The organism is Cupriavidus gilardii (assembly GCF_013314895.1).
Taxonomy (GTDB): Bacteria; Pseudomonadota; Gammaproteobacteria; order Burkholderiales; family Burkholderiaceae; genus Cupriavidus; species Cupriavidus gilardii_C.
Window position 1 is genome coordinate 144572 of sequence record NZ_JABTYE010000001.1, and the last position, 15194, is coordinate 159765.

13 protein-coding genes are annotated in these 15194 nt (G+C 68.7%); 3 read left to right on the forward strand and 10 right to left on the reverse strand.

Translation table 11 applies throughout. The features are described 5' to 3' along the window. Positions 1 to 77: 77 nt before the first annotated feature. The 10 genes from HTY53_RS00680 to HTY53_RS00725 form a co-directional block, all read right to left on the reverse strand. Positions 78 to 1469, reverse strand: coding sequence for a formimidoylglutamate deiminase (locus HTY53_RS00680; RefSeq protein ID WP_174104475.1), 1392 nt, complete (start codon positions 1467 to 1469; stop codon positions 78 to 80). Beyond that, positions 1466 to 2746 (reverse strand): imidazolonepropionase, encoded by a 1281-nt coding sequence (gene hutI, locus HTY53_RS00685; protein ID WP_174104476.1) that lies wholly within the window; start codon positions 2744 to 2746, stop codon positions 1466 to 1468. The genes HTY53_RS00680 and hutI overlap by 4 nt, the downstream gene beginning before the upstream one ends. Beyond that, positions 2746 to 3420: a HutD/Ves family protein gene (locus HTY53_RS00690; RefSeq protein WP_174104477.1), complete on the reverse strand. Its 675-nt coding sequence runs from the start codon at positions 3418 to 3420 to the stop codon at positions 2746 to 2748. Before HTY53_RS00690 ends, hutI begins: the two co-directional genes overlap by 1 nt. Beyond that, positions 3417 to 5117 (reverse strand): urocanate hydratase, encoded by a 1701-nt coding sequence (gene hutU / locus HTY53_RS00695; RefSeq protein ID WP_174104478.1) that lies wholly within the window; start codon positions 5115 to 5117, stop codon positions 3417 to 3419. Before hutU ends, HTY53_RS00690 begins: the two co-directional genes overlap by 4 nt. Positions 5118 to 5352: 235 nt before the next feature. Continuing rightward, entirely contained in the window at positions 5353 to 6945 is a 1593-nt protein-coding gene (gene hutH, locus HTY53_RS00700; protein ID WP_174104479.1) for a histidine ammonia-lyase, read from the reverse strand. Between the two features lie 116 nt (positions 6946 to 7061). Continuing rightward, on the reverse strand, positions 7062 to 7859 hold the full coding sequence (gene hutC / locus HTY53_RS00705) for a histidine utilization repressor (protein WP_254599729.1): 798 nt from the start codon (positions 7857 to 7859) through the stop codon (positions 7062 to 7064). Positions 7860 to 7923: 64 nt separating this feature from the next. Then, positions 7924 to 8703, reverse strand: coding sequence for an ABC transporter ATP-binding protein (locus HTY53_RS00710; protein ID WP_174104480.1), 780 nt, complete (start codon positions 8701 to 8703; stop codon positions 7924 to 7926). After that, on the reverse strand, positions 8700 to 9599 hold the full coding sequence (locus HTY53_RS00715) for an ABC transporter permease (RefSeq protein ID WP_438820913.1): 900 nt from the start codon (positions 9597 to 9599) through the stop codon (positions 8700 to 8702). Before HTY53_RS00715 ends, HTY53_RS00710 begins: the two co-directional genes overlap by 4 nt. Positions 9600 to 9614: 15 nt before the next feature. Continuing rightward, positions 9615 to 10595 carry an ABC transporter substrate-binding protein gene (locus HTY53_RS00720; RefSeq protein WP_238511186.1) on the reverse strand — a complete coding sequence of 327 codons (981 nt, stop codon included), beginning with the start codon at positions 10593 to 10595 and terminating at the stop codon, positions 9615 to 9617. Positions 10596 to 10998: 403 nt separating this feature from the next. Beyond that, on the reverse strand, positions 10999 to 11964 hold the full coding sequence (locus tag HTY53_RS00725) for an NAD-dependent epimerase/dehydratase family protein (protein WP_174104481.1): 966 nt from the start codon (positions 11962 to 11964) through the stop codon (positions 10999 to 11001). A gap of 9 nt (positions 11965 to 11973) precedes the next feature. On the opposite strand from HTY53_RS00725, the gene HTY53_RS00730 reads away from it, so the two are divergent. The 3 genes from HTY53_RS00730 (at position 11974) to HTY53_RS00740 (ending at position 15186) form a co-directional block, all read left to right on the forward strand. Further along, entirely contained in the window at positions 11974 to 13029 is a 1056-nt protein-coding gene (locus tag HTY53_RS00730) for a CDP-6-deoxy-delta-3,4-glucoseen reductase (RefSeq protein WP_174104482.1), read from the forward strand. A gap of 323 nt (positions 13030 to 13352) precedes the next feature. Then, entirely contained in the window at positions 13353 to 14540 is a 1188-nt protein-coding gene (locus HTY53_RS00735) for an acetylornithine transaminase (RefSeq protein WP_174104483.1), read from the forward strand. A 229-nt stretch (positions 14541 to 14769) separates the two neighbouring features. After that, positions 14770 to 15186 carry a nuclear transport factor 2 family protein gene (locus HTY53_RS00740; protein WP_174104484.1) on the forward strand — a complete coding sequence of 139 codons (417 nt, stop codon included), beginning with the start codon at positions 14770 to 14772 and terminating at the stop codon, positions 15184 to 15186. Positions 15187 to 15194 lie beyond the last annotated feature (8 nt).

A 15194-nucleotide genomic window follows, 5' to 3' on the forward strand; every position in this document is an offset into this window, starting at 1 on the left:
CGCCGGCGTGGCAGCCGTGTTGGTCGCCGTCATGGCCGCCGTTATGGTCGCCATAATGGCCGCCGTTATGGTCGCCGTCACGGCGCCAGGAGGCTGGCGCGCGCACGGGCGAACGCGGCGCCCGCTTCGGCCTGCAAGGCATGGGCGCCGCGCTGCACGCGGCAGCGTCCCGCGCTGCGGACTTCCGCTAGTGTCTCATGGCCGTGGTTGGCGAACACATGCACGGCCAGCGCCTGCTCGCCGCGCAGGCCGGCCAGCGTGGGATGGCTGCCGTCGAGCACGACGAAGTCCGCCTGCTGACCGACGGCCAGGCCCGCGACCGCGCGGCTCGCGGCACGCGCTCCCCCGGCGACCGCATCGAGGTAGAGCCGGTCGGCTACCTGCGGATGCTGGCTGGAAGCCAGCACGTTGCGCTTCTGCAGTGCGAGCCGCTGCCCGTATTCGAACAAACGCAGCTCCTCGCTGACGCTGACGCTGGCATGGCTGTCCGAGCCGATCCCCCACGCCCCGCCCTGCTCCAGATACGGCGCAGCATCGAACACGCCGTCGCCCAGATTCGCTTCGGTGGTCGGACAGATGCCGGCCACCGCGCCGCTGTGCGCGAGGCGCCGACGCTCGTCCCAGTCCAGATGGGTGGCATGCACCAGGCACCAGCGCGCATCGACGGGCGCATGGTCCAGCAGCCAATCGACCGGACGTTTGCCGCACCACGCCAGGCATTCGTCGACCTCGCGCTGCTGCTCGGCGATATGGATGTGCACCGGGGCGGTCGGGTCCATCGCATGCAGCCCGGCCACCGCCGCACGCAGGCTGTCGGGCGGCACCGCGCGCAGCGAATGTGGCGCGAGGCCAAGCCGTGCCGTTCCCGTGCAGGCAGGCGCCAGCCGCTGCAGCAGTGCCAGCATCGCGTCGGTCTCATGCAGGAAGCGGCGTTGCTCGGCCAGCGGCGGCTTCGGACCGAAGCCCGCGCTCTGGTACAGCACCGGCAGCAGCGTGATGCCGATGCCCGCGCGCTGCGCCGCGCGCAGCAGGCGCAGCGACATCTCGGCCGGATCGGCATACGGCGTGCCGTCGGCCTGGTGATGGACATACTGGAATTCGCAGACGCTCGTATAGCCCGCGCGCAGCATCTCGATATAGAGCTGCGTGGCGATCGCCTCCAGCGTCTCGGGCGCCAGCCGCAGCGCGAAGCGGTACATCAACTCCCGCCAGCTCCAGAACGAATCGTCGGCCGCCGAGCGGAATTCGGTCAGGCCGGCGAAGCCGCGCTGGAACGCGTGCGAATGCAGATTGGTCATGCCGGGCAGCACCGGGCCCGCAGCGCGCGGCGTATCGGCAGCCGGCGTGGCGTCCGGCGTCACAGCGCTCAGCTTGCCGTCGGCATCCCAGCTCAGCAGCACATTGCTGGCCCAGCCGTCTGGCAGCAGCGCCTCGGCGGCGAACAGCGCTTGATCGGGGTCAGGCTTCATTGCGAAACTCCTGCGGGTCCGGTGAACACGCGCCCCTGGCGTACCACCGCGGCCAGCGGGTTGCGGCCGAACCAGTAGGCCAGTTCGGCCGGCGAATCGATGCGCCACAGCGCGAAATCGGCGCCGCGTTCCGCTGCCAGCAGGCCGTGCCGATCGCTGGCGCCGAGGGCGCGCGCCGCGTGCGTCGTCACGCCGGCCAGCACCTCCGGGACCGTCATGCGGAACAGCGTGCAGGCCATATTCAGCATCAGCAGCAGCGAGGTCACGGGCGACGTGCCGGGATTATGGTCGGTCGACAGCGCGATCGGCACGCCGTACTGGCGCAGCAGCGCGATCGGGGGCAAATGCGTGTCGCGCAGGAAATAGTAGGCGCCGGGCAGCAGCACCGCCACCGTCCCCGCCTCGGCCATCGCGGCGACGCCGGCCTCGTCCAGATGCTCCAGATGATCGGCCGACAAGGCGCGATAGCGGGCCGCCAGCGCCGCGCCGCCGAGGTTGCTCAGTTGCTCGGCGTGCAGCTTCACTGGCAGGCCATGCCGGTGCGCGGCCTCGAACACGCGCTCGGTCTGCGCCGGCGAAAAGCCGATACCTTCGCAGAACGCGTCGACTGCATCGACCAGACCTTCCTGGGCCAGCGCCGACAGCATGGTGTCGCAGACCAGCGCGATGTAGTCGTCTGCGCGATTGGCGAATTCCGGCGGCAGCGCATGCGCGCCGAGGAACGTGGTATGGACCGCGACGCCGAAGGCCTTGCCGAGCCGGCGCGCGACGCGCAGCTGCTTGCGCTCCGTTTCCAGGTCGAGGCCGTAGCCCGACTTGATCTCGATGGCGGTGACGCCTTCCGCCAGCAGCGGCATCAGGCGCGTCACGGCCTGCGCGAACAGCGTGTCTTCGTCGGCGGCGCGCGTGGCCCGCACCGTCGATACGATGCCGCCGCCGGCGCGCGCGATCTCTTCGTAGCTGGCGCCGGCCAGCCGCATCGCGAACTCGTCGGCGCGCTGGCCGCCGTAGACCAGATGCGTGTGGCAATCGATCAGGCCCGGTGTGATCCACGCCCCGTTGGCATCGTGATGCGGCAGGCCGCGGTAAGCCTCGGGCAGATCGGCCTGCGTGCCAAGCCAGGCGATGCGGCCGCCCTCCACGACCAGTGCGGCATCGCGAATCGCGTTGGCCGGATCGGCGTCGGGCAACAGGTGGCAGCGATGCCAGACGCCGTCGGCCGACGGCGCGGCCGATACGCTGGCGTCGACAGCGAAGGCTTCAGCGGATTGCGTCATCACGTGGTTTCCCTATCGAAGGAGGACGGCTGCGGCGGTTGCGGTGGCTGCAACGACTGAGACGACTGCAGCTTGACGACGAGGCAGCGCGCGTCCTCGCCCTCGGCCCGCCAACGGAAGGCGCTGTCGGGCGGCAGCAGCATGCCGCTGCCGGCGGTCAGCACGTCGGCATCGGCCCTGCGCGCATCAGCGCATCGCCAGGTGCCGGCCAGCACGTACAGCACGACCGTCGTATCTGCGTGAATATCGGCGCTGTCGATGGCCGCGCCGGTGGAGGCCACACTCGCGTGGCAGCTGCCGCGACGCGTCATCACGTTGAAGTCGCGCGTCGGCCCGCCGAGCAGCGTGGCATCGACCGTTGTCTCGCCGGCAAACGCGAACGGCTCGCCGACCGCCGACAGGCGGTGGTCGAAGCTGCCGTCGCGCGCGCGCAGGCGCACGCCGTCGCCGTCGAGCAGCACGATCTGCCGGTCGATGCCCGGAAACGCCGAGAACGGGCCATCGGCCGCGATGTCGGCGATGCTCAGGCGCCAGTCGAACGTGTCGAGCCCGGCGGCGGGCGGCCACGCGGCGATCTCGCGCGTGGTGCCGCCGCCGTTCTTCCACGGCATCGGCGTGAGCTCGGTCAGCGCAAAGCGCCGTCGTTGCAAGGATAGCGATGGCGCCGCGCTCATGCGCGATCGACCATCGGCAGGTTCAGGCCCTTCTCGCGCGCGCAGTCGATCGCGATGTCGTAGCCCGCATCGGCGTGGCGCATCACGCCGGTGGCCGGGTCGTTCCACAGCACGCGCTCGATGCGGCGTGCGGCCTCGTCGGTGCCGTCGCAGACGATCACCACGCCGCTATGCTGCGAGAAGCCCATGCCGACGCCGCCGCCATGGTGCAGGCTGACCCAGGTCGCACCGCCCGCGGTATTGAGCAGTGCGTTGAGCAGCGGCCAGTCGGAGACGGCGTCCGAGCCGTCCTTCATCGCCTCGGTTTCGCGGTTGGGCGAAGCCACCGAGCCGCAGTCCAGATGATCGCGGCCGATCACCACCGGCGCCTTCAGCTCGCCCGACTTGACCATCTCGTTGAAGGCCAGGCCCGCGCGATGGCGCTCGTCCAGTCCGACCCAGCAGATGCGCGCCGGCAGGCCCTGGAAGGCGATGCGCTCGCGCGCCATGTCGAGCCAGCGGTGCAGGTGCTTGTCCTCGGGGAACAGCTCCTTCATCTTGGCGTCGGTCTTGTAGATGTCCTCGGGATCGCCGGACAGCGCAACCCAGCGGAACGGCCCCTTGCCGCGGCAGAACAGCGGGCGGATATACGCCGGCACGAAGCCCGGGAAGTCGAAGGCGTTCTTGACGCCCTCGTCGAACGCGACCTGGCGGATATTGTTGCCGTAGTCCAGCGTCGGCACGCCCATCTGCTGGAAGGCCAGCATCGCCTTGACGTGTTCGACGATCGACGGGCGCGCCGCGGCCTCGACGGATTTCGGATCGGCCTTGCGCGCGGCTTCCCACTGCTCGACGGTCCAGCCGGCCGGCAGATAGCCGTTGACCAGATCGTGCGCCGAGGTCTGGTCGGTGACGATATCGGGCCGCATGCCGCCCGCCTGCGCGCGCTTGACCAGCTCGGGCACGATCTCGGCGGCATTGCCCAAAAGGCCGACCGAGATCGCCTGCTTGTTGGCGGTGGCCTCGGCAATCATCGCCAGCGCCTCGTCCAGCGTGGTGGCCTTCTTGTCGAGATAGCGCGTACGGATGCGGAAATCGATGCGCGACTCCTGGCATTCGATCGCCAGCACGCAGGCGCCGGCCAGCACGCCGGCCAGCGGCTGGGCGCCGCCCATGCCGCCCAGGCCCGCGGTGAGGATCCACTTGCCGGACAGATCGCCGCCGTAGTGCTGGCGGCCCGCCTCGACGAAGGTCTCATAGGTGCCCTGCACGATGCCTTGGGTGCCAATGTAGATCCACGAGCCCGCAGTCATCTGACCGTACATCATCAGGCCGGCGCGATCGAGCTCGTTGAACTTGTCCCAGTTGGCCCAGTGCGGCACCAGGTTGGAGTTGGCGATCAGCACGCGCGGCGCATCGGCATGGGTGCGGAATACGCCGACCGGCTTGCCCGACTGCACCAGCAGCGATTCGTCTTCACCGAGACGGCGCAGGCTGTCGAGGATCGCGTCGAAGCATTCCCAGTTGCGCGCGGCCTTGCCGATGCCGCCGTAGACCACCAGGTCCTGCGGGCGCTCGGCGACGTCGGGGTCCAGGTTGTTCTGGATCATGCGATAGGCGGCTTCGATCAGCCAGTTCTTGCAGTGCAGCTCGGTGCCGCGCGGCGCACGGATTTCGCGCTGGCCGCGGGCGAGGAATTGCTGTTCGTTGGCGTTCATGTTTGGTTCTCCTGCTTTGGTGGTGTCTCGTTCAGTGGGATCGAGCGGCGTCGGTATGCGGGCGCCGTTATCCTCTCCCCTGCCCCTCTCCCGCCTGCGGGAGAGGGGCATCCGGTCTGCCGGTGGTGACGCATTTCCTTGCCTGTCCCGCCGGTTTGCTCCCCTCTCCCGCTCGCGGGAGAGGGGCCGGGGGAGAGGGCAGCAGCCGCGCAAACAGCCACCGGCATTTCCTTGATCACTGCGCTTCGCCCTGCGCGGGCAGCACCGCGCGCACGGCCTGCGGCCAGCCTGCGCCGGCGTCGCCCTGCAGCACCCACTGCTTCATCGCTTCGATATCGGGCGCCAGATAGCGGTCGACCTCGACGAAATCGACGCGCTCGCGGATGCGGGCCAGTTCGGTCTCGATCAGCGGCGAGGACTTCAGCGGGCGATGGAATTCGATGCCCTGCGCGGCGGCCATCGCTTCGATTCCGACGATGACGGCGGTGTTCTCCGCCATATCGCCGAGCCGGCGCGCACCGTAGGTGGCCATCGACACATGGTCTTCCTGGTTGGCCGAGGTCGGCAGGCTGTCGACGCTGGACGGATGCGCCAGCGACTTGTTCTCGGACGCCAGCGCCGCGGCGGTGACCTGCGCGATCATGAAGCCCGAATGCAGGCCGCCGTCGCGCACCAGGAAGGGCGGCAGGCCCGACAGGCCGGTGTCGAGCAGCAGCGCCAGGCGGCGCTCCGAGATCGCGCCGATCTCGGCCAGCGCCAGCGCGATGATGTCGGCGGCGAAGGCCACCGGCTCGGCGTGGAAGTTGCCGCCGGAAACCACGTCGCCCTGCTCGGAAAACACCAGCGGGTTGTCCGACGCGGCGTTGGCCTCGATCTGCAGCACGCGCGCGGCGTGGCGCAGATTGTCCAGGCAAGCGCCCATCACCTGCGGCTGGCACCGGATCGAATACGGGTCCTGCACGCGGCCGCATTCGCGATGCGAGTCGACGATCTCGCTGCCGGCCAGCAGCTCGCGCACCGCGCCGGCGACCGCGATCTGGCCGGCCTGGCCCCGCGCCGCGTGGATGCGGGCGTCGAACGGCTTGACCGAGCCCTTGATGGCTTCGAGCGACAGCGCGCCCGCCACCAGGCCGGCGGCGAACGCGTCCTCGGCGGCGAACAGGCCGGCCAGCGCCAGCGCGGTCGACACCTGGGTGCCGTTCAGCAGCGCGAGGCCTTCCTTGGGTCCGAGCTCGAACGGCTTCAGGCCGGCATGCGCCAGCGCTTCGATGGCCGGCAGACGGCGGCCATCGACGATCGCCTCGCCGACGCCGATCAGCGTGCACGACAGATGCGCCAGCGGTGCCAGGTCGCCCGACGCGCCCACCGAGCCCTTGGCCGGGATGCACGGCGTGACGCCGTGGTTGGCCAGCGCCAGCAGCGCCTCGATCAACTCGGGCCGCACACCGGAATGGCCGCGTGCGAGACTGACGGCCTTGGTCGCCAGGATCAGGCGCACCGTATCTTCAGGCAGATCGCGGCCGGTGCCCACGCTGTGCGAGAGCACCAGGTTGCGCTGCAGTTCGGCCAGCTTGTCGTGCGGGATGCGGGTGTTGGCCAGCTTGCCGAAACCGGTATTGATTCCGTAGACCACCGCGTTGGTGTCGACGATCTGCTGGACGGTGGCCTGCGCGGCGCGGACGTCGGCCCAGGCGGAATCCGCCATGGCCAGTTGCACCTCGCCGCGATAGATGCGACGCAGTTCGGCCAGGGTCACCTCGCCGGGATTCAGGGTCAGCGTCGGGCGGGATTGGGATGCGGCGTGTTGCGCGGTGTGTTGCGTTGTCATTGTATGGTCCTGTCTATACAGCTTGGTACGGCTTAAATCAGCTTAGGTCGAATCGCGGTCGAAGTCAGGTTCGGAAGCGTACGGTGGAATCAGCGGCCGGGCCGCAGGGCCCCGCGCTAGCCGAACGCGGGATTGCCATCGGCACGGAAACGGCTGCCGAGGCGATAGCGGTTGCCCGGATGCAGGCAGCGCACGAAGGTCACCGGCGTGCCGGCGGTCCAGGTGCGCCGGGTCAGCAGCAGGCACGGTTGGGCCACAGGCATCTCCAACTGGCTGGCCTGCTCGGGCGTCGCTGCGACCGCGTCGACCACATGCTCGACCTGGTCGTAGGGCACGTGCCGCAGCAGGTATTCGCCCGGCTTGACGCCGCTGAAGTCCTGGTTGATGAAGTCGGGCGCCACGCGCGGATTGACGTAGCGGTCCTCCAGCTGCACCGGCACGCCGTCCTCGCGATGCACGCACACCGAATGGAAGACCGACTCGCCGGTGCGCAGGTCCAGCGCCGCCGCCACCTCGATCGAGGCCGAGGCGCGCTCGACCAGGATCACGTCGCAGGCGTAGTCGTGCCCGCGCATGCGGATCTCGTCCTGCAGATTGACGACCGACAGCAGCGTCGACTGCGGCTTGTGCTCGGCGACGAACGTGCCAACGCCCGCCACGCGCACCACCCTGCCCTGCTCGGCCAGCTCGCGCAGCGCGCGGTTGACCGTCATGCGCGACACGGCGAAGCGGTTGACCAGCTCCTGCTCGGACGGCACACGGTCGCCCGGCTGCCAGGCACCGCTCTGGATCTGGCGCGCGATGTACTCCTTGACCTGCTGGTACAGCGCGGTCGGCGTCGCATCGGGCGACGGGCGGTGGCCGTTGGCGTCGGGGCGGGTGGTGGTGCGGCGGGTGCCGGCTTCTACGGTCATGGTCGGTGGATCGGTGGTTCGATGCGCGGATCGATGGACGAATCGGTCAGCTTCATTGGCCGGCTCAATGCTCGGCCGAGGCCATCGCCTCGGCACGGATCTCTTCGGTCAGCCGCGCCTTCAACGCCGAGAATTCCGGCGAGGTCTTGATCGTGTAGTGGCGCGGATGGGCAAAGTCGACCGCAATCTCTGTCTTGATCCGCCCGGGCCGCGCAGAGAATACCGCAACCCGGTTGGCCATGAAGATCGCCTCGTCGATATCGTGCGTGACGAACAGCACCGTCTTGCGCGCGCTCTCCCAGATGCCGAGCAGCAGCTCCTGCATCAGTACGCGGGTCTGGTTGTCCAGCGCGCCGAACGGCTCGTCCAGCAGCAGGATCTTCGGATCGTTGGCCAGCGCACGCGCGATCGCGGTGCGCTGCTGCATGCCGCCCGACAGCTGCTTCGGATAGTGATGCTCGAAGCCGCGCAGACCGACGCGGGCAATGAAGAAATCGCTGCGCTCGCGCTGCTCCGCCACGCTCATGCCGCGCTCGCGCAGGCCGAAGCGGACGTTCTGCTCGATCGTCAGCCACGGGAACAGCGTATAGGACTGGAACACCATGCCGCGGTCCGCGCCCGGTCCCGTGACCGGCTCGCCGTCGAGCAGCACGCGGCCCGAGGTCGGCGTATCGAGGCCGGCGACGATGCGCAGCAACGTCGATTTGCCGCAGCCGGACGGCCCGAGGATGGTGACGAAATCGTTCTCGCGGACCTCGAAGTCCACCGGCAGCAAGGCCTGGGTCTGGCCGCCGCGCGGATTGACGAAGGTACGCGACACCTGCTGGATCGACAGCGCGCTCATTGGATGGTGCTCCACGGAAACAGCCGCTGGTTGGCGAGCTTGAACAGCAGGTCCGAGACCAGGCCAATGCAGCCGATCACGATGATGCCGAAGATAATCTGGCCGGTGTTCAGCAGCGCCTGGCTGTCGGTGATCATGTGCCCGATGCCGGACGACGAGCCGATCAGCTCGGCGACGATCACATAGGTCCAGGCCCAGCCGAGCACCAGCCGCAGGATTTCGGCGATGCCGGGCGCGGCGCCGGGAATCAGCACGCGCTTGACGATGCCGGCGCTGTTGGCGCCCAGCGTGTAGGCGGCCTCGACCAAATCGCGGCGGGCGCTGCCGACCGTCACGGCGACCATCAGCACAATCTGGAAGAACGAGCCGATGAAGATCACCAGCAGCTTCTGCGTCTCGCCGATGCCGGCCCACAGGATCAGCAGCGGAATGAAGGCCGACGCCGGCAGGTAGCGGCAGAACGAGACGAACGGCTCGAAGAAGGCCTCGGCCGCCTTGTAGGCGCCCATCAGGATGCCCAGCGGCACCGCCAGCACGGCGGCCAGCACGAAGCCGCCCAGCACGCGCCAGACCGTCATGCCGATATCGCCGAGAAAGCCGTACTCGGTAAACAGCAGCCACGCTTCGCGCGCCATCGTCAGCGGGTCGGCGAGGAAGGTCGGCGGCACCAGCCCGCCCAGCGTCACCCCACCCCAGACCGCGAAGAACAGCACAAAGAAGCCCAGTCCCAGCAGCCAGCGCGTGCGCGACGAGACCGGCGTCAGCGGCGTGAGCCACGGATGCGTCCGGCGCGCGCGCGGCGCGGCCGGCATCGTCCGGGCGCCCGCCGGAAGCGGATTCGCCGGGCTGTCGGGCGCGACGGCCGGCAGCGAATCGGCGTGCAACGGTTGTGTCATCGCTGCTCCTGCGGTTTAGCGGATGAACCGCGGGTCGTACAGCGCCGTCACGTCCGGCACCTTGCGAATCACGCCGACGTCGAGCAGCACCGCGGCGGCTTCCTTGCTGAACTCGGCCAACTCGCCGGCGAAGAACTTGCGGTTGGCCTCGCGGTCCTGCCAGCGCAGATACGAGGCCGACTTGGCGAACTGCTCGGCGGTCTGCTTGACCGCGGCGCCCATGATCTCGTTGGACCTGGCCGGCTCCTTGCGGATCATCTCGAGCGCCTCGAAGTAGCCGTCGACCAGCGCCTGCGCGGCCTTCGGGTTCTCCTTCAACCATTTCGGCGAACAACCCAGCGTGTCCATCACCATCGGGTAGTCCAGCGTGGTGGCGAGGATCTTGCCCTTGTCGGGGTTCTGCCGCACGGTCGACAGATACGGCTCGTAGGTCATCGCCGCATCGTTCTGGCCCGAGACGAAGGCCTGCGCGGCCGCCTGCGGCGACAGCGTGGTCGTCTTGACGTCCTTGATGGTCATGCCGTTCTTCTTCAGCATCCACGCCAGACCGAAATACGGCGCGGTGCCCGGCGCATCGACGCCGATGGTCTTGCCCTTCAGATCCGCAAACGACTTGACGTCGCTGCGCACCGCCAGCCCGTCGGCGCCGTAGGACTTGTCCAGCTGCACGATCTGCGTGATGGGCACGCCGTTGGCATTCCAGGCCACGTGGGTTTCGACCGTGGTGGCGGCGCACTGGATCGCGCCCGAGGCCAGCGCCAGATGCCGATCCTTCTGCGGAATCATCTTGATGTCGACGTCGACGCCGTGCTTCTCGAAGATGCCGGCCTTGGCGGCCAGCGTCAGCGGCGCGAAGCCGGTCCAGCCGCTCATGCCGAGCGCCACCTTGGTGGTCTGGGCCTGAGCCGCGCCAGCACCGGCTGCGAGCGCCAGCGTGGCCAGCCAACCGAGCGCACGGCCGGCGCTCCTCCGATTCCCCAACTTCCGCTTCTGCATCTGCACTGTTTGGCTCCTTTGGTGTCGCGAACGGTGCCGCCGGCTGGCGGCTCGCCCGGGTCGTGCCGGCGTCCTCGGTCGGGGCGCCGGTCGGTTTCCGGGCAATGTAGCAATCCTGTATATACAAGTCAAGACAACGAAACGGCACGGCAGCATCCCGTTTCAGGCCGCCGCCAATGGTGGCTTGCGGCACGGGGCGCTGCTCGCAAACCCTGATAGGGAAAGCGATAACGGGAAGCCGACGGCGTCGGCTACGCCGCTCCGGGTTCGGTGGGAGCCGCTTCGCACCATGCTGGGGACGGCGCCGCACGGCCTGCGGGCATCGTGCCCCAAGTTGCTGTATAGACAGGATTGGCCGGCGTCATGACGCAATCGCCATGCCATCGCCCCGGCGCGCGAAGGATCAGGTCTCGAAGAAGTGGTGAACCGTGGGGTAGCGCAACCGCAGCCGCAGCTCGCGTTTGAGCCGCGCGTTGTCGAGCCGGCGCGACTCGCTCATGAAGCTCAGCAGCGCCGGCTCCACGGCCTCGCGGATCTGCTCGCGCGACAGCCGGGGCGGCCGTGGCAGCCCGCGTCGGTCGGCGACCAAATCGAAATAGTCGGCCATGCGCAGTTCGCTGTCGTCGCTGGCATGGACGACGCGCTGCGGCTTGCCGCGCAGCAGCGCGGCCATCATTGCGCGGGCCAGGTCGTCGGCGTGGATATGGTTGGTATAGACGTCGTCGTCGCGTACCAGCGCCGGCGTGCCCTTGAGCAGCCGTGCCACCGGCAAGCGGTCCGCGGCGTAGATGCCGGGGATTCGCACGATGCTGGTGCGCCAGCCGCTGGCGCGGCCGAACCCGCGCACGGCCCGCTCCGCCGCGACGCGCCGGCGTGCCCGCGCGTTCTGCGGCCGTACCGGCTGTGCCTCGCCGATACGCGCGCCACCGCGGTCGCCATAGACGCCGCTGGTGCTGGCATAGACCAGCGCCGGCACGTGGCCGACGCTGACCGCGCCGGTCCCCCGGCGGGGCCGCTCGGGTAGAATGCGGGGTTCCCGCGCGGGGCGGCGCCATGCGCCGCGTCGCAGCGCCCGGATCAGGGCCACGGTACGCGGATCGTCATCGCCGCGCGCCGGCGGTGGTGCCAGGTGCAATACGCGATCGGCCAGGCCATGCAGGCGCTTCAGCGTGGCCGGCTCGTCCAGGTTGGCCACCAGCGGCACCGCGCCCGCCGCCCGCAAGGCCGCCACGCGGCCGGGCTGCGAGGTCACGGCGAACAGGCGCCAGCGCGGGGCAAGCATTTGCAGGCAACGCATGCCTACGTCCCCACACCCGACGATCAGCAATCGCGGGCGGGCCAGACGGGGTGGCGACAGATCTTTGCTCATCGAGAGATTATGGCTTATCAAGTAACCGTGCTGCCGAGCGGCCGCCAATTCGAAGCGGACGCAAACGAAACCATCCTGTCGGCGGCGCTGCGTCAAGGCATCGGCCTGCCGTACGGCTGCAAGAACGGCGCCTGCGGTTCGTGCAAGGGCCGCGTCACCGCCGGCGAGATCGTCCAGGGCGACCACGCCGCCTCCGCGCTGACCGCCCAGGAAAAGACCGAGGGCCGCGCGTTGTTCTGCTGCGCCAATGCGGCCTCGGACGTGACCATCGAATGCCGCGAGGTCCATGGCGCCGGCGATATCCCGATCAAGAAGGTGCCGTGCCGCGTGCAATCGCTGGAACGGGTGGCCGAGGACGTCATCGTCGCCAGGCTGCAGTTGCCGGCCACCGAACGCCTGCAGTATCTGGCGGGCCAGTACGTCGAATTCCTGCTGCGCGACGGCAAGCGCCGCAGCTATTCGATCGCCACGCCGCCGCACGAGGAAGGCCCGATCGAACTGCATTTCCGCCATATGCCGGGCGGCGCCTTCACCGACTACGTGTTCGGCGCCCGCGAAGGCCAGCCGGCGATGAAGGAGCGCGACATCCTGCGCTTCGAAGGTCCGCTGGGCAGCTTCTTCCTGCGCGAGGACTCGGACAAGCCGATCATCCTGCTGGCCTCGGGCACCGGCTTCGCGCCGATCAAGGCCATCGTCGAGCACGCGGCCTACACCGGCATCACGCGGCCGATGACGCTGTACTGGGGCGGCCGCCGTCCGCGCGACCTCTATATGCATGCGCTGTGCGAGCAATGGGCGCGCGAGCTGCCGAACTTCCGCTATGTGCCGGTGATCTCGGACGCGCTGCCCGAGGACGAATGGGACGGCCGCACCGGCTTCGTCCACCAGGCGGTGATGGCCGACTATCCGGATCTGTCGGGCCACGAGGTCTACGCCTGCGGCGCGCCGGTGATGGTCAACTCGGCCCGGCGCGACTTCACGGCGCAATGCGCGCTGCACGAGGACGCGTTCTTCGCCGACTCGTTCACCTCGGAAGCCGACATGCATCCGGCCGGCGTCGCCTGAACCGGGCCTGAGGCGCGGCCTGGCTGGCCAGGATCGCGCCCTGCCGTATCCTGCGCCGCCACCGCGCCACCGTTTCGCGAGAACAACAATGCCGACCCGGACCGCCACCGTCGTCTTTGACACTGGGGCGACTGCGTCTTATAGTTGGCCGCATGAACCACGCCAACATCCGACGCAGCTTCCGTACGTCGCATCCCGCCAGGGTGCCGCGCGGCTGACCGTCGACAGCGTCTGTTCAGGTCATCAAGCCACGGGTCACCCCCGTGGCTTTTTTGTTTTGCCGCCCTTCCCTTTTCCTTGTTTGCCGATCTCTGGAGTCCGCCATGGCATTTGCTGAGTATCCCGTCCAATCGCTGATGTACATCACCAACCGGCCCGAGCTCGTCTTCACCGAGGGCAAGGGCTCGTGGCTGACGGACCATCAAGGCAAGCGCTATCTGGACTTCGTGCAGGGCTGGGCCGTCAACTGCCTGGGCCACTCCAACGAGGCCATGATCGCGGCGCTGAACGAGCAGGCGCGCAAGCTGATCAACCCGAGCCCGGCCTTCTACAACGAGCCGATGCTGCGACTGGCCAAGACGCTGACCGACCACAGCTGCTTCGACAAGGTGTTCTTCGCCAACAGCGGCGCGGAGGCCAACGAGGGCGCGATCAAGCTGGCGCGCAAATGGGGACGCAAGCACAAGAACGGCGCCTACGAGATCATCACGATGGACCACAGCTTCCATGGCCGCACGCTGGCGACCATGAGCGCGTCCGGCAAGGCCGGCTGGGACACCATCTTCGCGCCGCAGGTGCCGGGCTTCCCGAAGGCCCAGCTCAACGACCTGGCTTCGGTCGAGGCGCTGATCAACGACAAGACGGTCGGCATCATGCTCGAGCCGGTGCAGGGCGAAAGCGGCGTGGTGCCCGCCACGCGCGAATTCATGCAGGGACTGCGCGCGCTGGCCGACAAGCACAAGCTGCTGTTCATCGTCGACGAGGTACAGGCGGGCTGCGGCCGCTGCGGCACGCTGTTCGCCTATGAGCTGTCGAACGTCGAGCCCGACATCATGACGCTGGGCAAGGGCATCGGCGGCGGCGTGCCGCTGTCGGCCCTGCTGTGCAAGGCCGAGGTGGCGAGTTTCGAGGCCGGCGACCAGGGCGGTACCTACAACGGCAACCCGCTGATGTGTGCGGTCGGCAGCGCGGTGTTCGAACAGCTGCTCGCGCCGGGCTTCCTGCAGCAGGTGCAGGAGAAAGGCGCCTATCTGCGCGAACAGCTGCTGGCGCTGTCGAACGAATTCGGTCTGGCAGGCGAACGCGGCGAAGGTCTGCTGCGCGCGCTGATGCTCGGCAAGGACATCGGCCCGCAACTGGTCGAGCAGGCGCGCGACATGCAGCCCGACGGGCTGCTGCTCAATTCGCCGCGTCCGAACCTGCTGCGCTTCATGCCGGCACTGAACGTGACGCGCGAGGAAATCGATCAGATGATCGGCATGCTGCGGACGCTGCTGAAGGCGCTGGCCTGATTTTCCGACCTCGCCCGTCGGCGACGGCCGACGGGAAGACGGCCGCCCGGCGACGGCAGGGCGGCCGTTTCTTTGTCTCGAGTTTGTTTGACCGCCACCCGCCGCGCGTGGGGGCGACGGTAATATTCGCTTGCCTATACTGATGCCATCCAGGTCCAGGAGAACAACAATGGGCGGTCGCCTTCATTCCCACAGGCGCGGGCTGGCTACGACATTTGCCGTTGCGGCATTGGCGCTCGGCACCCTGGCCGCCGCACCGGCCGCGGCCGACGAGGCCGCCGACCACGCCGCCATCCTCAAGGCCGAGCAGGACTGGCTGGCCGCCACCGAGGCCGGCCACCGCGCCGCGCTCGAGCGGCTGCTCCATCCGACCTTCGTCAACATCTCGCCGCTGGGCGGCATGCGCAACCGCGCCGAATCGCTGTCCGCCGGCCCGCCGCCGCCTGGCTCCAGCCAGACGCTGACCGAGCTGAAGGTCCGCACCTTCCGCGACAGCGCGGTGGTCACCGGCGTCAATCGCTATCGGCCGAACGCGAAGTCCAAACCGACCGACGTCGTCTTCACCGATGTGTTCGTGCGCACGCCCCACGGATGGCAGGTGGTGTCGTCGCACAATTCGATCCGGCCGGCGGCGGCGGAACGGTGATCGTCCCG